This window comes from Ihubacter sp. rT4E-8 (assembly GCF_049852125.1).
Classification (GTDB): domain Bacteria; phylum Bacillota; class Clostridia; order Peptostreptococcales; family Anaerovoracaceae; genus Senimuribacter.
Genome location: NZ_CP187532.1, coordinates 2,613,146 through 2,631,535, shown reverse-complemented (window position 1 = coordinate 2,631,535; position 18,390 = coordinate 2,613,146). Strand labels below are relative to the sequence as shown.

At 38.4% G+C, this 18,390-nt stretch carries 24 protein-coding genes; all 24 read left to right on the top strand.

Going from position 1 to position 18,390, the window contains the following annotated elements:
• Nucleotides 1-8 precede the first annotated feature (8 nt).
• The 24 genes from ACPW7J_RS13005 to ACPW7J_RS12890 all read left to right on the top strand — a co-directional run bounded on the left by ACPW7J_RS13005 (nt 9) and on the right by ACPW7J_RS12890 (nt 18,267).
• A complete protein-coding gene (locus ACPW7J_RS13005; protein ID WP_227151264.1) occupies nt 9-1,445 on the top strand; it encodes a DEAD/DEAH box helicase in 1,437 nt (478 codons plus the stop codon).
• Nucleotides 1,438-2,166: a transglycosylase SLT domain-containing protein gene (locus ACPW7J_RS13000; protein ID WP_425755397.1), complete on the top strand. Its 729-nt coding sequence runs from the start codon at nt 1,438-1,440 to the stop codon at nt 2,164-2,166. Before ACPW7J_RS13005 ends, ACPW7J_RS13000 begins: the two co-directional genes overlap by 8 nt.
• On the top strand, nt 2,166-2,633 hold the full coding sequence (locus ACPW7J_RS12995) for a hypothetical protein (RefSeq protein ID WP_425755396.1): 468 nt from the start codon (nt 2,166-2,168) through the stop codon (nt 2,631-2,633). The genes ACPW7J_RS13000 and ACPW7J_RS12995 overlap by 1 nt, the downstream gene beginning before the upstream one ends.
• A gap of 96 nt (nt 2,634-2,729) precedes the next feature.
• Nucleotides 2,730-3,074, top strand: a complete 345-nt coding sequence (locus ACPW7J_RS12990; protein ID WP_425755395.1) for a VRR-NUC domain-containing protein — start codon at nt 2,730-2,732, stop codon at nt 3,072-3,074.
• Between the two features lie 2 nt (nt 3,075-3,076).
• The gene (locus tag ACPW7J_RS12985) at nt 3,077-4,804 is read left to right on the top strand and encodes an AAA family ATPase (RefSeq protein ID WP_227151267.1); all 1,728 of its coding nucleotides are present in this window, start codon (nt 3,077-3,079) and stop codon (nt 4,802-4,804) included.
• Complete coding sequence (locus ACPW7J_RS12980) at nt 4,804-5,010, top strand: hypothetical protein (protein ID WP_118455455.1); 207 nt, start codon at nt 4,804-4,806, stop codon at nt 5,008-5,010. Before ACPW7J_RS12985 ends, ACPW7J_RS12980 begins: the two co-directional genes overlap by 1 nt.
• A gap of 30 nt (nt 5,011-5,040) precedes the next feature.
• A complete protein-coding gene (locus ACPW7J_RS12975; protein ID WP_227151250.1) occupies nt 5,041-5,526 on the top strand; it encodes a DUF669 domain-containing protein in 486 nt (161 codons plus the stop codon).
• Between the two features lie 86 nt (nt 5,527-5,612).
• A complete protein-coding gene (locus ACPW7J_RS12970; RefSeq protein ID WP_227151248.1) occupies nt 5,613-7,364 on the top strand; it encodes a hypothetical protein in 1,752 nt (583 codons plus the stop codon).
• Nucleotides 7,364-7,792: a hypothetical protein gene (locus ACPW7J_RS12965; protein ID WP_425755394.1), complete on the top strand. Its 429-nt coding sequence runs from the start codon at nt 7,364-7,366 to the stop codon at nt 7,790-7,792. The genes ACPW7J_RS12970 and ACPW7J_RS12965 overlap by 1 nt, the downstream gene beginning before the upstream one ends.
• Before the next feature lie 6 nt (nt 7,793-7,798).
• Nucleotides 7,799-9,706: a phage/plasmid primase, P4 family gene (locus tag ACPW7J_RS12960; RefSeq protein ID WP_227151244.1), complete on the top strand. Its 1,908-nt coding sequence runs from the start codon at nt 7,799-7,801 to the stop codon at nt 9,704-9,706.
• A gap of 3 nt (nt 9,707-9,709) precedes the next feature.
• Nucleotides 9,710-10,705: a DNA cytosine methyltransferase gene (locus ACPW7J_RS12955; RefSeq protein ID WP_425755393.1), complete on the top strand. Its 996-nt coding sequence runs from the start codon at nt 9,710-9,712 to the stop codon at nt 10,703-10,705.
• Nucleotides 10,706-10,841: 136 nt separating this feature from the next.
• Entirely contained in the window at nt 10,842-11,159 is a 318-nt protein-coding gene (locus ACPW7J_RS12950; protein ID WP_227151240.1) for a hypothetical protein, read from the top strand.
• Nucleotides 11,159-11,548: a DUF3310 domain-containing protein gene (locus ACPW7J_RS12945; protein ID WP_425755392.1), complete on the top strand. Its 390-nt coding sequence runs from the start codon at nt 11,159-11,161 to the stop codon at nt 11,546-11,548. Before ACPW7J_RS12950 ends, ACPW7J_RS12945 begins: the two co-directional genes overlap by 1 nt.
• Complete coding sequence (locus ACPW7J_RS12940) at nt 11,490-11,684, top strand: hypothetical protein (RefSeq protein WP_425755391.1); 195 nt, start codon at nt 11,490-11,492, stop codon at nt 11,682-11,684. The genes ACPW7J_RS12945 and ACPW7J_RS12940 overlap by 59 nt, the downstream gene beginning before the upstream one ends.
• Nucleotides 11,671-12,306, top strand: a complete 636-nt coding sequence (thyX, locus tag ACPW7J_RS12935) for an FAD-dependent thymidylate synthase (RefSeq protein ID WP_227151236.1) — start codon at nt 11,671-11,673, stop codon at nt 12,304-12,306. The genes ACPW7J_RS12940 and thyX overlap by 14 nt, the downstream gene beginning before the upstream one ends.
• Nucleotides 12,307-12,328: 22 nt before the next feature.
• Nucleotides 12,329-12,634 carry a hypothetical protein gene (locus ACPW7J_RS12930; RefSeq protein ID WP_227151235.1) on the top strand — a complete coding sequence of 102 codons (306 nt, stop codon included), beginning with the start codon at nt 12,329-12,331 and terminating at the stop codon, nt 12,632-12,634.
• Complete coding sequence (locus ACPW7J_RS12925; protein WP_118455438.1) at nt 12,627-12,827, top strand: hypothetical protein; 201 nt, start codon at nt 12,627-12,629, stop codon at nt 12,825-12,827. The genes ACPW7J_RS12930 and ACPW7J_RS12925 overlap by 8 nt, the downstream gene beginning before the upstream one ends.
• Entirely contained in the window at nt 12,828-13,097 is a 270-nt protein-coding gene (locus tag ACPW7J_RS12920) for a hypothetical protein (protein WP_227151233.1), read from the top strand.
• Entirely contained in the window at nt 13,084-13,665 is a 582-nt protein-coding gene (locus tag ACPW7J_RS12915) for a hypothetical protein (RefSeq protein ID WP_227160454.1), read from the top strand. Before ACPW7J_RS12920 ends, ACPW7J_RS12915 begins: the two co-directional genes overlap by 14 nt.
• Before the next feature lie 281 nt (nt 13,666-13,946).
• The gene (locus ACPW7J_RS12910) at nt 13,947-14,369 is read left to right on the top strand and encodes a hypothetical protein (protein ID WP_227151229.1); all 423 of its coding nucleotides are present in this window, start codon (nt 13,947-13,949) and stop codon (nt 14,367-14,369) included.
• 126 nt (nt 14,370-14,495) lie between these two features.
• Entirely contained in the window at nt 14,496-14,981 is a 486-nt protein-coding gene (locus tag ACPW7J_RS12905; RefSeq protein WP_227151227.1) for a helix-turn-helix domain-containing protein, read from the top strand.
• A complete protein-coding gene (gene terL, locus ACPW7J_RS12900; RefSeq protein WP_227151225.1) occupies nt 14,971-16,371 on the top strand; it encodes a phage terminase large subunit in 1,401 nt (466 codons plus the stop codon). The genes ACPW7J_RS12905 and terL overlap by 11 nt, the downstream gene beginning before the upstream one ends.
• A 59-nt stretch (nt 16,372-16,430) precedes the next feature.
• Complete coding sequence (locus tag ACPW7J_RS12895; protein ID WP_118455429.1) at nt 16,431-16,751, top strand: hypothetical protein; 321 nt, start codon at nt 16,431-16,433, stop codon at nt 16,749-16,751.
• Nucleotides 16,752-16,770: 19 nt separating this feature from the next.
• Nucleotides 16,771-18,267, top strand: a complete 1,497-nt coding sequence (locus ACPW7J_RS12890) for a phage portal protein (protein ID WP_227151223.1) — start codon at nt 16,771-16,773, stop codon at nt 18,265-18,267.
• Nucleotides 18,268-18,390 lie beyond the last annotated feature (123 nt).

Below are 18,390 nucleotides of genomic sequence, written 5' to 3'. Positions count from 1 at the left end.
GTGGTTACATGGAACTTTTCAAACATCAGCAGGAAGCACTTGAACAGACCAAAGACTTGAACAGGGTTGCATATTATTTGGACATGGGTCTTGGAAAAACCTTTGTTGGTGCTGAAAAGATGAAGGTCATGAATTCACCAGTGAATTTGATTGTTTGTCAGAAGTCAAAGATTCAGGACTGGATTGACCATTTCAATGAACATTATGCAACAGATGAAAGGTCTGAATTTCAGAAAGATTTGATTTTTGACCTGACAAACAAAAAAGCATTTCAGGAATTTATCAGGGAAGCACAACAAGCAACAGAAGACCATTGGATTCAGGATGAATTGACTGGTGAATATTACAGACAAGAAAACCTTTATCCATTCAATGTTGTTGGTGTCATCAATTATGAACTGGCATGGAGAAGAAAACAGTTGTTGCAATTGCAGGACTTTACATTGATGCTTGATGAATCATCCCTGATTCAGAACCAGGGTGCAAAGCAGTCAAAATTCATCCTGCAATTGAATCCTGACAATGTGATTCTTCTTTCAGGAACACCGACAGCAGGAAAATATGAAAATCTTTGGTCACAGATTCATCTGCTTGGATGGAACATTTCAGAAGATGTTTATAACAGACAATATGTGAACTGGACAAAGATTGATATGGGTGGATTCACTCACAAAATTGTGGACAAAGAAAATCCATACAAGAATGTTGACAGGTTAAAATCCAAGTTGCGTGAACATGGGGCGGTCTTTATGAAAACAGAAGAATGTTTTGACCTTCCTGAACAGACCTTCATCAAACAAACAGTTCCAACATCCAAGGAATACTGGAAATTCATGAAGGACTGCATCATCACCATTGACACCTTGAATCTGAAAGAATTCCATGATGATTCAGATTTCTATGGAACAGATGTGACACCAAGGATTGAACTGGTTGGTGACACCACATTGACAAAAAGACTTTATGCAAGACAGTTGTGTGGTCAATATAGTGAATTCAAATTGCAGGCATTCAAGGAACTTGTGCAAAGCACCCAGGACAGATTGATTGTGTTTTACAACTTTAATGCAGAAGTGGAACTGCTGAAAAGAATTGCTGCATCTTTGGACAGACCTATTTCAGAAGTCAATGGTCAAACAAAAGACCTGACAGCATACGAACAGGAAGATAATTCCATCACATTCATCCAGTATCAAGCAGGTGCAATGGGATTGAATCTTCAAAAAGCAAACAAAATTATATATTTCACCTTGACTGATAAGTCAGAACTATTTGAACAATCAAAGAAAAGGATTCACAGAATCGGTCAGGAACAACCTTGTTTTTATTACATTTTGATGTGCAAGGGAAGTGTTGAAGAAGTCATCCTGCAAACCTTGGAAATGCGGAAGGACTTCACAGATGAACTATTCAATGAATATGAAAGGATGGAAAACAATGGATAATAACACCAAAACTTATGGAAGAAAGGTCATCAGGTCAAAGCAATCACAGCGGATTGTGAAAAACAGGTTCTTGATTTTCACAGCAGTGGTTCTTCTGATTGGTGCATTGCTTGGGGCATTGATTGCAGGAATTGCACACAAAGACACCAAGGAAATTGAAACAGGAACAACTTCTGAAAAGAATGAATATATCATGCAGCATGTCAACCATTATGGTGCTTATGATGGAAGGGTCTTCACCAGTGAAATTTCAATGGACTGGTCAGGTGATGAATTTGATTTCACACCACTTGACTGCAACCTGGATGAAGCAACACAGGAATTCACTTTCTATCTATGCAAGGGATATGACATTGACTGGACACTGGTCATGGCATTGATGCAGAAGGAATCTTCTTTCAGGTCTGACATCATCAGTTCAACAGATGATTATGGTCTGATGCAGATTAACAAATGCAATCATGAATGGTTGGAAGAAACAATTGGTGTGACTGATTTCCTGGATAAGGAACAGAACATCAGAGCAGGTGTTTTTGTTCTTCGGAAGTTGTTTGAAGAATATACAGACCCAAACCTGGTATTGATGGCATACAACATGGGGTCAAATGGTGCTGAAAAACTTTGGAACAAAGGAATCTATTCAACACCTTATGTTGATGAAATTCTTACATATCAGGCAGAGTTTGAAAAGCAACTGGAAGAAAGGAATGGTGAACAGTAATGAAAAAATGTAAACAGGCAATGAATGACAACACATGTGAAAAAGATTGTTGCTGCTATTATTGTGAAGACTTTGAAACATGTGGACATGCTTGCAGCAACTATGATGACAAGGAAGACCTGGAACAGAATGGTTGTGAAGAACAGTTTGATGAAGAAACTGCTTTGAAGGAATTCAACAAGGATTCAAATGCAATGGCAATCATGCAGCAGATTTCAGCAATCAGCAAGCAGAAGAAGGAACTGGAAGAAAAGGAAAAGGAAGTCAGGGCAGCACTTGAAGCTGCAATGGGTCAGTTTGGAATCAAGTCATTTGAAAATGACATCCTGAAAGTCACTTATGTTGCACCAACAAAGAAGACAACCATTGATTCCAAAGCATTAAAGAAAGACCATCCTGATGTCTATGAAAAGTATGCAAAGACATCAGATGTCAAAGCATCTGTCAGAATCACAGTCAAAGACTGATGAACTGACCTGCAAGGATTGTGAAAAATGGAAATGGTGCATTGAAAGTTCCAGGGAATATCCTTGCATCAGTTTCAGAAGAAAGGCGGTGGAACATTGGCAGCAGAAAAAAACTTTGAAAACAAAATCAAAGGATTCCTGAAAGACCATGGATGTTGGTTCTTGAAATATTGGGGCGGTGCAGCATATACAAAGTCAGGCATCCCTGACATCCTGGCATGTTGCAATGGAAAGTTCCTTGGGATTGAAGTCAAGGTAAAGAATGGAAAACCAAGTGAATTGCAACTTTATAATCTGAAAAAGATTGATGAAGCAGGCGGTTTTGCAATTCTTCTTTATCCTGATGATTTTGAAACCTTCAAGACTATGATTGAACTGATTCAGAGTGGATGCACATGTGGTCAGTATTATAAAAAATTGAAAGGAAGGTGGTCAACTTGATTGTGTCACACAGCAAAGTGGAATGCTTCGAATCCTGTCCATATCGGTATGATTTGAGATACAACCAGGAAATCAGAACAATTCCACCTGATAATGCAGACAATGCATTGTTTCTTGGAACAGCACTTCACACTGGACTGGAAAAGGATGTTCAGACAGCAATTCATGAATATTTCATGCAATATCCAGTCATAAGTGATGCACACATCAATGAAGCAATTAAACTTGAAGTGATGATTCCAAAGGCAGCATCAATGATTCCATCAGGGGAACATGAAGTGAAAATTGAAGATGATGACTTCATTGGTTTCATTGACCTGCTTGCACCTGCAAAAACAGAACAGAAACTTGGTGGTGAACATCAGGTCATTCCAAATGTTTATGACTTGTATGATTTCAAATATTCAAACAATGTCACCAAATACAAGGATTCACCACAGCTTCACTTATACAAGTATTTCTTTGAAAAGAACAATCCAGGAAAAATCATCAGAAACATGTTCTTCCTGTTTGTGCCAAAGGTGAATATCAAGCAATCAAAGAAAGAAGACCTGTTCCAGTTCAGGCAAAGATTGCAGGAAGAACTGGAAAAGAAAGAACCACAACTGGTTCAAATAGAATATGAGCCTGAAAAGGTCATCAACTTCCTTCTTTCAACAAAAGGAATGTTGGAAGCAAAGGATTTTCCAAAGAACACAAGTTGGTTATGCAACTATTGTGAATATAAAGACTATTGTCAGAAAGGGATTGATTTTATGAATTTACCAAGTAGTGAAAGAAGAAACATCAGTGAAACAAAGAAAAGAAAAATTTGGATTTATGGTGCTGCATTCAGCGGAAAGACAACCATGCTTGATGATGCACCAAATCCTCTGAACCTGAACACAGATGGAAACATCCAGTTTGTCACAATGCCTTATGTCAGCATCAAGGATGAAGTCACTGTCAATGGCAGAATGACCAACAGAAAGTTTGCATGGGAAGTTTTCAAGGACACCATTGCAGAACTGGAAAAGAAGCAGAATGACTTCAAAACTATCATCATTGACCTGTTGGAAGATACCAGGGAAATGTGCAGGGTGTTCATGTATGATTCCCTTGGAATTCAGCATGAATCTGATTCAGGATTTGGAAAGGGTTGGGATATTATCAAGACAGAATATCTGTCAACAATGAGAAGATTTTTCAACCTGGACTATGAAAATCTTGTGGTTGTATCACATGAAGATATTTCCAAGGACATCACCAAGAAGAATGGTCAGAACATCACAAGAATTGCACCAAACATCCAGGATGCTATTGCAAATAAAATTGCAGGAATGGTTGACATTGTTGCAAGGGTTGTGGTGGAAGATGATGACAGCAGAACACTGAACTTCAAGCAGAATGAAGTCATCTTTGGCGGTGGCAGATTGAAGGGAATCAGTCAGACAACCATTCCCCTTTCATGGGATGCTTTGATGGATGTATATGAACAGGCAAATGAAGCAGCAGGAAGCACACAGGAAGCCACACAGAAGCCTGGAAGAAGAAAGGTGGATAAATCTACACCTGACACAGAAAAGCCTGACACAGACGATTCTGACAAGGCACAGCAGGATTCAGAACCTGCACAGCAATCAAATGAAACAGCAGAACCTTCTGCTGAATCAGATACACAGCAGGATGCACCACAGGAAGAAGCACCTGCACCAAAAACAAGAGTTAGAAAAAGAAGGGGTGAAAACTAATGGATGAATTATTGAAGATGTTGCTTGAAGCAGCAGAAAAAGAAGGAAAAGTGCATGTTGTGAAGAAGACTGTCAACAAGGAAGACAGCATCATCAAGGATGCACAGGAACTGGCACATGCAAACAAAGTTCTGTATGATGCCCACATCAAGGAAGGGTTCAACAGTGCAGAAGCACTTGCCCTGGTAGTTGCAACATTAAATTAAAACAAAGAAAGGTTAAAATGGTGAAAAATTATGGCACAGGATATGTTCAGCAAATGGGATAAGGAAATTGACACAGAAGGATTGCAGAAGGATGTTGAAGAAGCTGCTGCAAATGGCGGTCAGGGCAATTATAAGGAAGTTCCACATGGCAATTATGAAGTTGCAGTTCAGCAGATGGAACTGAAAGCATCCAAGAAGGGTGACCCTATGGTCAGCATTTGGTTCAAAATTGTTTCTGATGGTGAATACAAGGGAAGTATGATTTTCTATAATCAGGTTGTCACACAGGGATTTCAGATTCATAACAACAATGAAATGCTTCGCAAGATGGTTGAAGAAATGGGTGCAGATGCCCCTGTCATTGAATTCAAGACATACAAGCAGTATTCTGAATTGCTTATGGACATCTTTGAAGCGGTTGCAGATAACTTTGAATATGGTTTGAAGTACACTGCAAACAAGAAGAACAAGGATTTCAGTGACTTTGAAATCACAGATGTATTTGTTCTTGAGTAATTGACACAAGGGTCTTCCCAGGATGCAAATTTTTTTGAAATCAATGTATCTTGGGAAGATACCTGATTGAAAGGAAGGTGAAGAAAATGCTGTTTTATGACTTTGAAGTCTTCAAATATGACTGGTTGGTTGTTGTCCTGGACATGAATGAAAAGAAGCAGCATGTCATCATCAACAACAAGGAAGAACTTGAATCCTTATATCAGGCAAACAAGAATGATATTTGGGTTGGTTTCAATTCAAATTATTATGACCAGTATATTTTGAAAGGAATCCTTTGTGGATTTGACCCAAAAAGAATCAATGATTTCATCATTATCAAAGGACAACCTGGATGGAAATTTTCTTCACTGCTTCGCAATGTACCATTGAACAATTATGATGTGATGCTAAACCTGGATAAAGGGTTGAAATGGTTTGAAGGAAGTATGGGGAACAACATCAAAGAATCAGGTGTTCCATTCGACATTGACAGGAAACTGACACAGGATGAAATTGATGAAACAGTGAAATATTGTATTCATGATGTGGAACAAACTGTTGAAGTGTTCCTGCAAAGGAAAGAAGAATTCAATGGAAGGTTGGAACTTGTGAAACTTGCCTGCAAAGGAAGACCACTTGACCTGTCTTTGATTTCAAAAACAAAACCACAGTTGACTGCAATCATCCTGGATGCACACAGACAGGGTGACAGAAATGATGAATTTGACATTGATTTCCCTGACACAAATCAGGTGAAAAAATACAAAGATGTTCTTGACTGGTATTCAAATCCTGACAACAGATGTTATTTCAGACATGTTCCAGGAAAGAAAAAGCCTGAAAAGAATCAATATTCAGTGATGGTTGCAGGGTGTCCACACACTTTTGCATGGGGTGGTGTTCATGGTGCTTTGGAAAAATACAGCGGTGAAGGATATTTTCTGATGATGGATGTTGCTTCACTTTATCCATCATTGATGATTAGATACAATCTGCACAGCAGGAACATTGTTGACCCACAAAAGTTTGTGGACATCTATCATGAAAGACTGGAACTGAAAAAGAAGAAAGACCCATTGCAGGCGGTTCTGAAAATCGTGTTGAATTCAACCTATGGTGTATTGAAGGACAAGAACAATGATTTGTATGACCCTTTGATGTCAAACAAAGTTTGTGTCTATGGTCAGATTCTTCTTCTTGACCTTATAGAACATATTGAACCTTATGCACAACTGATTCAGTCCAACACAGATGGTATTTTGATAAAGATGCCTGATGGACAGGATGAAGATGAATGGTTCAACAAGATTGATGACATTGCTTATGAATGGGAACAAAGAACTGGTCTTACACTGGAATTTGATGAATACAGAAAAGTTTTTCAGAAGGATGTGAACAACTATATCATTGTTGCACCTGATGGACATATCAAGTCAAAAGGTGCTTATGTGAAGAAGCTGTCAAATCTTGATTATGGGGATTTCCCTATTGTGAATCATGCCTTGGTTGAATATATGACCAAAGGTGTTCCAGTGGAAAACTTCATCAACAAATGTGATGACCTGAAAGAATTTCAGATGGTCACAAAGATAACAAATAAATATTCCACCATCCTGCATGGTGATGAACCTATAAAAGAAAAATGCATCAGGGTGTTCGCTTCAACCAAGGAAACAGATGCAGGTGTCAAGAAGGTATCAATCAGAACAGGGAAGCCTGAAAAGATTGCATCCAGTCCTGAACACTGTTTCATCTTCAATGAAGACATGGCTGATGTCAGATGTCCTTCATACCTGGACAAGCAATGGTATGTGGACATGGCAAATAAAAGATTAGAAGATTTTGGGGTGATGTGATGGATATACAAATCAAATATGACAATGGACAAATGAATATTCGTATGGATGCATTCTTTCCAACATCCCAGGCAAGATTGAAAAAACTGTTGAAGGTTGTTGACCTGGATTTTGAACACAGGGAAGAAATAATGCAGACCATGCAGCAGTTCTTTCAGGACAAGGTGAATGAACTGGAAGAAAAAAGAATCAGTTCAGGAAAGAAAGCTGTTGAATATAAACAGAAGATTGCAGACACAACTGCAATCATTGAATCCAGGAAACATCCAAATGGTGTTCCATTGACCAAGGATGAACTGGCAGACATAAAAGAACAGAACAAACACCTCAAAGCAGTATATGCAGGATGCATGTCTGATTTCAACAGAAGCATCAGGCAGAAGGATTTGTTCTTGAAGCACTTGGAAATATTAGAGCAAAGGAAGTGATGAAGGATGTTTTTCAAAGGTTATGTTGAAACCAAGGACAAAAAGTGCATAGAGAAATTTAAAAACAGAACAGACTTCAAGACTTATGAACAAGTCAAGTCACTTCCTGAATTTGCAGGAATTTTGGATGAAGAAACAATCCTGGTTGACATTGATGACTTTGAACAGTCAGAAGTGTTGATGAATATTGTGGAAGACTTGCAGTTGAATTGTAGGGTTTACGCAACAACCAGGGGAAAGCACTTTTTGTTCAAGAATGCAGGTGTGGAAAAATGCTTCACACATTGCAAACTGGCAATTGGTTTGACAGCAGACATCAAGGTTGGTGTCAAAAATTCCTATGAAATATTGAAATATGACGGAAAGGAAAGGGAAGTCATTTATGACATCTATCAGGAAGATGGTGAAGTCTATCAGGAAATTCCAAAGTGGATGCTTCCAGTCAAAGGAAAAGCAGAATTCCTGGACATGGATGCAGGTGATGGAAGAAACCAGGCATTGTTCAATTACATCCTGACCTTGCAGTCAGCAGATTTTGAAAAGGAAGAAGCAAGGGATGTGTTGCGGATAATCAACAAATATGTCCTGAAAGAACCTTTGTCTGATGAAGAACTGGAAGTCATCATGCGTGATGAAGCATTCAGCAAGCCTATTTTCTACAAAGGAACAACATTTCTTTTTGATAAGTTTGCAGTGTTCTTGAAGAACAACCATCACATCATCAGATTGAATGGTCAGCTTCACATGTATAAAGATGGAATTTATGTGTCAGGGCAGGAAGAAATTGAAGCAGTAATGATTCAGCACCTTCCACAGTTGAACAGAGCAAAAAGACAAGAAGTCATGGCATACCTGAATATTTTAATCAGGGATAATGTAAAGGCTGCACCTGCCTGCATGATAGCATTCAGAAATGGTCTTTATAATGTTGTGACAGATTCTTTTTCAGATTTCACACCTGATGTGGTCATCACAAACAAGATTCCTTGGGATTTTAACAAGCAAGCATCCAGTGAAGTGATTGACAATATGCTTGACAATGTGTCCTGCAAGGATGCAGAAATCAGGGCACTGCTTGAAGAAATTGTTGGTGCTTGCATGTATAGGTCAAACACACTTGCAGGTGGAAAGGCATTCATCCTGACTGGAACAGGTAGCAATGGAAAAAGTACATATTTGAAGACCCTTTCAAACCTTATGTCTGAAAAGAATATTTCATCACTGGACTTGAAAAAGTTGGGTGACCGATTCAGCACAGTCATGATGTTTGGAAAACTGGCAAACATTGGTGATGATATTTCAAATGAGTTTGTCACAGACACAGCGGTTTTCAAGAAAATTGTCACTGGTGAAACCATTGATGCAGAACAGAAAGGACAACCAAAGTTTGACTTCAAACCATTCTGCAAGCTGCTGTTTTCAGCAAATAACATTCCAAGAATGGGAAAAGGTTCTGATTCACAAGCAATTATGAGAAGACTTGTCATTGTTCCATTCAATGCAAAATTCAAGTCTGATGACCCAAATTTCAAACCAGGAATTGAAGAAGAATTGAAAGGTCAGGAATCCATGGAATATCTGATTCAGCTTGGAATCCAGGGATTGAAAAGGGTTCTTGAAACAAAGAACTTTACCACATCAGCAGCAATGCAGCAAGAACTTGAAGAATATGAAGAAAGAAACAATCCACTTCTGATGTTCGTCAAGGATTGTGAAGATGAAGACTTTGAACTGGAAAATGAACCAACATCAGCGGTTTATGAAAGATACAAGGAATTCTGTCTGTCAGAATCCTTGCAGGCATTGTCAAAGATTGAGTTCAGCAGGCAGATGGTGAAAACATTCAACTATAAGATTGTGAACAAGACAATCAACAAGAAAAAATACAGATTATTTCAGAAGGCGGTGAACTAATACATGGAAGAACAGAAATTGCAGATTCTTGAACTGTTCGGTGGAATTGGTTCACCAAGGGTTGCATTGAAGAACCTTGGTGTTCCAGTGAAATCCATTGACTATGTGGAAATTGATGAAAAGGCGGTCAGGTCATACAATGCAATGTTTGCTGATGAATTGGCATATAAAACACAGTCGGTTGTTGGATGGAATCTGAAACCTGACATCCTGATTCATGGAAGTCCTTGTCAGGATTTCAGTATTGCAGGACACCAGGGAAAAGCAACAGCAGCAGAAGGAAGAATCAACAAAGGAAAAGGTGGTGATGAAGGTTCAGGAACAAGGTCATCACTTATGTGGGAAACAGTTCACATCATTGAACAGATGGGTGAATGGAAACCAAAGGTTGTCATTTGGGAAAATGTGAAGAATGTTTTGTCAAAGCACATGAAGCATAATTTTGAAAAGTATCTTTCATATATGAAGATGCTTGGATATACAAACAATTATGAAGTCTTGGATGCAAGGGATTTTGGACTTCCACAGGCAAGACAAAGGGTTTTCACAGTTTCTGTTTTGGATGATGAAGCATTTGATTTTGGCATGATGAAAAGAAAATTTATGAAAAACATCAAGCAGTTCTTGGAAGAAAAGGTTGATGATTGTTATTTGGTAACACAGCCAAGTGTTTATTCTGTAATAGGTAAAAAGGGAATAAGAAGGGCAACCATAATCAAAGAATATGCAAATACAATCACAACAAGACAGGACAGAACACCTGCACAAGTCATTGACCTTGGTGGTGGAAAATACAGATATTTGACTGAACTGGAATGTTGGCGGTTGCAGGGATATTCAGATGAAGATTTTCTTGCAGCAAAATCAACTTGTAATGTTGAAGAAGGGAAGATGAACAGAACATTGTATCATCAGGCAGGGAATTCAATTGCAGTTCCTATTTTTGAAGCAATGTTTGAAGTGATGCTTCCAAAATTTTTTGACATAAATGTATCTTGAAAATATACAGAAGGGCGATGATGTATCTTGGTAAAACCAACAGACATTGTTGACAACTTCGGTGATTCATACCTTGGTTGTCCGAACTGCAAAGAACCAGTCCATTTTCCTTTGATAAGGAATCCACAACACATCTATGACAAAAGACCAAAGCGGTGTTCAAAGTGTGGTGAAGAATTTGACTGGTCTGATGAAAAGAAGGGTGGTGAATGAAATGGATGAAAACAGAATTGACCTTGCAACTGATATTTATTTGAAATCATATACAAGAGCATTAAATGAATGTCACAATCCGAACCTTGCGGTTCAATGTGCAATGGGTGTTCTTATGGTTTTAATGCAACCACAACAGCAACAAGTGAATCCACTTTTTTCTTTCTTGATTCAAAGTCAGAAGAATGCACAAAAGAAGTCAACAAAAAATAAACCTGATGATGAAGGGGAAGGTGATTGATGATGTCAAATGTGATTCATCCTGGACACTATAACATCCCAGGAAGAAAAGAATGCATTGAAGAAATGCTTGAAAAATTTGGTTATGAGAAAACAGAAGCATTTTGTGAACTGAATTCTTATAAATACCAGTACAGACATGAACAGAAGAATGGTCAGGAAGACCTGGACAAAGCTGCAAACTATCAGAATATGTTGCAGCATTATCAGGAAGAAGACCCAAGATTCAAGATTGCTGAACACTTTGGACTGGAAGGTCAGAAGAATCAGTTGATTGAAGAAATGGCAGAACTGACCCAGGCATTGACCAAGTGGAACAGGAAATGTGGACTTGGACAACCTGTTGCATCTGAATGGTCAGTCAAAAGCACTGGAAGAACACATCTTTGAAGAACTGGCAGATGTGAAACTGGTTCTTGACCAGGTGATTCACCTGATGGAATGTGAAGACCAGGTTCAGCAGGTTATGAAACAGAAAATTGAAAGAACTTTTGAAAGGATAGGTGAACAGAATGCAGGCAATTAAAGCATATACACAGATTTACAATGATTTTGATGGACAGAAAATTTTGGAAAAGATTGAACAGGTTGCAAGAACTTGTTACAAGTCAGAAGGAAAGATTCAGGAAGGTTCTGCTGCAAAGATGGTTGCATCCCTTATCAAGTCAGGACATGAAGCAATGCTTGAACATGCATCTGTCACAGTAAAGTTTGTTGTTGACAGGGGAATCAGTCATGAACTGGTCAGACACAGACTTGCATCCTTTGCCCAGGAATCAACAAGATACTGCAATTATTCAAAGGATGATTTTGGTTCTGAAATCACATTCATCATTCCTGAATACCTGGACTATAAGTCAGCAGGATGGAACACATGGAAGGAAACCATGAAAGCATGTGAAGATTCTTATTTCAAACTGCTTGATATTGGTCTGACACCACAGGAAGCAAGGGCGGTTCTTCCAAACAGTTTGAAGACAGAAGTGGTCATGACTGCAAATCTTCGTGAATGGCGACACTTTTTCAAACTTCGTGCTTTGGGAACAACAGGGAAACCACATCCACAAATGCTTGAAGTGACAGTTCCCCTGCTTGAAGATTTCAAACAGATGATTCCAGTTGTTTTTGATGATTTGGTGGTGAAGTAATATGAACAGGCAGCAAAGAAGAATGGCACAGAAGAAAGGTCTTCCAGTAACACATGAACCAGTCTTCAACATGAAGCAGTCTGACATCAAGAAGATGAAGCAGGATGCAACAGAAGCAGCGGTGGATGCAGCAATGATTCTTCTGCTTGGAATTCCAGTGAAGGTCATGAAAGAAAAATATGGTTGGGGCATGAAGAAAAGACTTCCTGAATTTTGTGAAGCAATGATTGATGTCTATACAGATTTTCAGAATGGTGACATGACACTGGAAGAATTTGCAGACCTGATTTATCAGGAATGTGGGGTGAAATTTCAGAAAAATGAATAAGTACAACAATGAAGGTTATCCTGACCCAACTGCATATTATGGCATGAAAGAAATTGTCAAGGAAGAATCTGAACAGGAAAGAAAAATCAGACATCTGATGCACATTATCAGGGAAGCTGCACACCTGGCAGGATTTGAAGTGGTCGGAAGAATCACCTTCAAGGATAAGAAAACAGGAAAGGAATTCAAATAAATGAAACCAGTTAGAACAGAAACAACAAATGCAGTTTACACACTGGAAGGTTGTCAAGACCTTCCAGTGACAAGATACACAAATGTTATGAACAATGAACAGGGTGTTGAATGCTGTTGGGAAATGGATGAACAGGACTTGGAAAACATCAAGAACAATGGTGGAAAGGTTTATCTTTACATCCAAGGTGCTGCTGTTCCACCAGTTCTTCTGACAACTGAAAGTGCAGTGTTCTTCCAGGAAGGGAAAGGTGAAAATGATGAACAATAAAATTCAGATAGACACATTTCTTGATTTCATGAATGTTGGTGGAAAACCTATCATAAATGTGGACACAATTGACTGGTTGGTGAACAATGGTTTCTTTGTCAAGCCTGCTGCAATCAAGCATCATGGAAATCATACTGGTGGATTGTTTGAACACAGCTTCATGACAGCACAGGTTCTTGTGGAAATGACACAGAAGTTTGACATTCCATGGTCAAGACCTGAATCACCTTATATTGTTGGGATGCTTCATGATGTGTGCAAACTGGATGACTATGTGGATGAAAATGCATCTGATGTGGTGGTCATGGGAACTGGTTCACCTATTAGTAAAGACCCAAAGTGGACATACAATCCTGCACCTATGTTCAAAGGTCATGGTGACAAGTCGGTGATGATGCTGTCACAGGTGATGACCCTGACAGAAGAAGAAATGTTGTGCATCAGATTTCACATGGGTGCTTATGTCACTGATGATTGGGATGCATTTGACAGAGCAATCAGGAAATATCAGTCAGTGTTGTTCACTCACACTGCTGACATGTATGCATCAAAAGTAAAAGATGTATAGGTAAAAAGTCAAGATAAAAGTCAAGATGTTAAAGCCTGAAAGCCTTGATTTTACTGGAAAAGTCAAGATGTCAAGATGTTTTCTATTTAAGGATATATAAAAGAATAAAATCATTAAAATTTAATGATTTTCTAAAAAATACTTATAATAGTAAAAACACATCACATCTTGACTTTTCAAAAGGTCAAAGTGATTCAAAGCCTTGAAAATAAAGGGTTTCTTGAAATCAAGATGTTGAATTCAAGATGTTGACTTCTTGAATTAGAAAGAAGGTGTGAAATGTGACAGCAAAAGAATATTTGTTGCAGATAAAGGAACAAAGAAATGACATTCTGAACCAGGAAGAATATATTCAAAGATTAAGGGATTCTTTAGGTGTAGCAGGAATCAGATATGACAAGGAAAGGGTGCAAAGTTCACCTGAACCTGATAAATTTGCAAAAATCTTCGGTCAGATATTTGAAGAAGAAGAAAAATTGCAGCAGATGAAGGACAATCTTGCATTGACAAGGGTTAAAATCATCAATCAGATTCATCAGATTGAAGACAGCAAGCATCAGAAAGTTTTGTATATCGTGTATGTTGACGGAAAGAATTTGAAAAAAGCAGCACAGGCAATGTGTTTTTCTTATGATTATGTGAAGGAAATACATATTGCAGCTTTGCAGGCATTTGAAGAAAAGTTCCTGCCACAGTCCGCTTGAATCCCACTGTCATGTTATAGTAAACTATAACATGAAATGTTAGGTCAATCGAAAGCATCCAAGGAAACACCATCCAGTTTCCAAGGTGCTTTTCTTATGTGATGAAAGGAAGGGGTGAACCTTTGAATGGCAAAAGGAAAATATCAAGAATGGTTGACAGAAGAAGGTTTGCTTCAACTGGAAGCCTGGGCAAGAGATGGACTGACAGAAGAACAAATTGCCCATAATATGGGAATCAACAGACGAACATTGACAGACTGGAAAAATAAATATACTCCCATTTCTCTCACCCTAAAAAGGGGAAAAGAAGTTGTTGACATTCAAGTTGAAAATGCCTTATTGAAAAGAGCCTTGGGTTATACATACAAGGAAGTGACCAGGGAAAAGATTTTCAATCCTGAAACTGGTCAATATGAACTGATGCCAACAAAAGAAGTCACAAAAGAAGTTGTTCCTGACACCACAGCACAAATATTTTGGTTGAAGAACAGAAGACCTGAACAATGGAGAGATAAAAGGGATGTTTCTGTTGAAGGTGAATTGAATACAAACAATCCATTTGCAGGTCTTTCAACTGATGAATTAAGAAAGATTATTGAAAATGAAGAATAAATCACTGATTCAGGCTGCAAAATGTGAACTGTCAAAAAGGGAATTTTGGACATATTGCAAGACCAAAGCACCTGACTTTTACAAGAGTGACAGAACATTTTTGCATAATTTTTGTGATGACCTTCAACAGTTTATTGAACCAACAGACCAACATGATATTTTAGTTGTAAATATGCCACCAAGACATGGAAAATCAAGAACCATAGGAAATTTTGTTGAATGGGTTCTTGGTAATGACCAAACACAAAAAATCATGACTGGTTCATATAATGAAACTTTATCAACTAACTTTTCAAAAGGTGTCAGAAACACCATTCAGGAAATAAAAGCTGATAAAAACAAAATTGTATATTCAGACATCTTCCCTGGTGTAAACATAAAAAGGGGTGATGGTGCAATGAATATGTGGTCACTTGAAAATGGGTACAACAATTATTTGGCAACATCACCAACAGGAACTGCAACTGGTTTTGGTGCAACAATTATGATTATTGATGACCTGATAAAGTCTGCACTGGAAGCAAATAATGCAGACACACTTGAAAAACAGTGGACATGGTTCACAGATACAATGCTTTCAAGACTTGAAGAAGGTGGAAAAATCATCATAGTCATGACAAGATGGCACAGCTTGGATTTGGCAGGAAGAATCATTGAACAGTATGGTGATAAAGTCAAAGTTGTTCAATATAAAGCGGTTCAGGAAGATGGTTCAATGCTATGTCCTGAAATCCTTTCAAAAGAATCTTATGAAACAAAGATTCAAGCAATGGGTGTTGAAATTGCAGAAGCAAACTATCAACAGAATCCTATTGATATAAAAGGAAGATTGTATCAGTCATTCAAGACATATACAGAACTTCCAAAAGATGCAGCAGGAAGACCTGTTTATTCTGCTGTTAAGAATTACACAGATACTGCTGACACAGGTGATGACTACTTGTGCAGTATTGATTATGTTGAATATAATCATGAAGCCTATGTCATCAATGTTATTTACACAAAGGATGGAATGGAAATCACAGAACCTGCTGTTGCAAAAATGCTTTATGAAGACCAGGTGAATGATGCTGATATAGAATCAAACAATGGTGGAAGGGGATTTGCAAGAAATGTGGAATCAATATTGCGGAACACCTACCATTCAAATAGAACTATCATCAATCCATTCTTCCAGTCTAAAAACAAAATATCAAGAATATTGTCCAACAGCACATGGGTTATGAATCATATTTATTTCCCTGTCAACTGGATGGACAGATTTCCTGAATATTACAAAGCAATGTCCAGGTATCAGAAAGAAGGAAAGAATGCACATGATGATGCACCTGATGCAACAACTGGAATTGCTGAAAAAATAAACAAAGGACAAACATTCAGTTTTGATTAAAAATATACCCCTGCAAAGGGGTCTTTTTTGCGTGTTTGGAAAAGGGAAGGTGAAAAACAGTGACAGTTGATGTTTTAGGTACAAAGTACACAATAACAGAATCCAACAAGGTGAAGGATGACAATTTGAACAATGGTGATGGTTATTGTGACCATTCCACAAAACAGATTGTCATTGACACCTTCCAGGATTGCCCTGGTTCACTTGCTGACCTGAAAAAATACAGACAGCAGGTCATCAGACATGAACTGGTTCATGCATTCCTGTTTGAATCAGGTCTTGGTGCTGATAGTTGGGGCATAAATGAAGAAATAGTGGACTGGATTGCATACCAGTTCCCAAAACTGGCAGAAGCATTTGCAAAGGTGGATGCACTATGATGAAGAAAGGTGGTGAAGAATGATGTTCAATTTTGCTGAATCCTTCAAAGCAAAACTTGAAAGACTGGTCAATGTCAATGCAGCATCCAAGTTGACTGATGAACAGTTCATTGTGAAGGAAATACAAAAATTCAAGCAATCGCAAAGAAGAAAAGAAATGCTTGATGGTGAAAAATACTTTGATGGATGTCATGACATCCTGTCCAGGGAAAGGACAGTCATTGGAAAAGATGGTGAACTGGAAGTGGTCAAGAATCTTCCGAACAACAGAATTGTTGACAATCAGTATAAAAAGATGGTCATTCAGAAATCCAACTATCTGTTGGGTCAACCTTTCACCATCCAGTGTGACAATGAAGCATATTTGAAGATTCTGAAACAGTTTTTGAACAAGCGGTTCATGCGAACATTGAAAGTAGTTGGGGAAGATTCCCTGAATTGTGGAATTGGTTGGTTGTTCCCTATGTATAATGACAAAGGGGAATTCATCTTCAAGCGGTTCAGACCTTGGGAAATCATACCAGGGTGGAAGGATGCAGAACACACTGAACTGGAATATTTCATCAGAATCTATGAAGTGGTTGGATATGTGGGTGACACAGAAAAAATCATCACAAAGGTTGAAGTCTATGATGAATCAGGGGTTTCTTATTTTGAATTGACTGACAGCGAAACACTGAAACCTGATGGTGAACAGCATGTTCCATATTTCAGCATTGAAGACCAGGGATTCAACTGGACAAAGATTCCTTTGATTCCTTTCAAGTATAACAACAAGGAAATTCCATTGATTAAAATGGTGAAGTCCTTGCAGGATGGTCTGAACCTGATTGAATCCAACTTCCAAAATCAGATGGAAGAAGACACAAGGAACACAATTTTGGTTCTTGTGAACTATGATGGTGAAAATCTTGGTGAATTCAGAAAGAACCTTGCAACCTATGGTGCAGTGAAGGTCAGAACAGTGGATGGTGCAGGCGGTGATGTCAGAACACTTCAAGTGGAAGTCAATTCTGAAAATTACAAGTCCATCATTGAACTGTTCAAAAAGGCAATCATTGAAAATGCAATGGGATATGATGCAAAAGATGACAGAATGAGTGGAACACCAAACCAAATGAACATTCAATCAATGTATTCTGACATTGACCTGGATGCAAATGGAATGGAAACTGAATATCAGGCATCCTTTGAAGAACTTCTTTGGTTCTTGAATATGCACCTTTTCAACATTGGAATGGGTGACTTTGAACAGGAAGAAGTGGAAATCATATTCAACAGGGATATGATGCTGAATGAAGGTGAAGTCATTGACAACATCAGCAAGTCTGTTGGAATCATCAGTGATGAAACACTTGTTGCACAGCATCCTTGGGTTGATGATGTTCAGGCAGAACTGGAAAGACTGGATGAACAGAAGCAGAAGAACATGGAAGAATTTGGTCTTGGTATGATGCAAGGTCAGAATGTTCCTGGTGCTGATGAAGAAGGACAGGAAGGTGCAGGTGATGAATAATGGCAAAGAAGAAAAAGTCATCTGCATACTGGAAGAAAAGATTTTCAGACCTTGAAGCAGCAAACAATGCTTATGGTCAAAGAACCTTCCATCAGATTGAACCTGCATTTGACAAGGCACAAA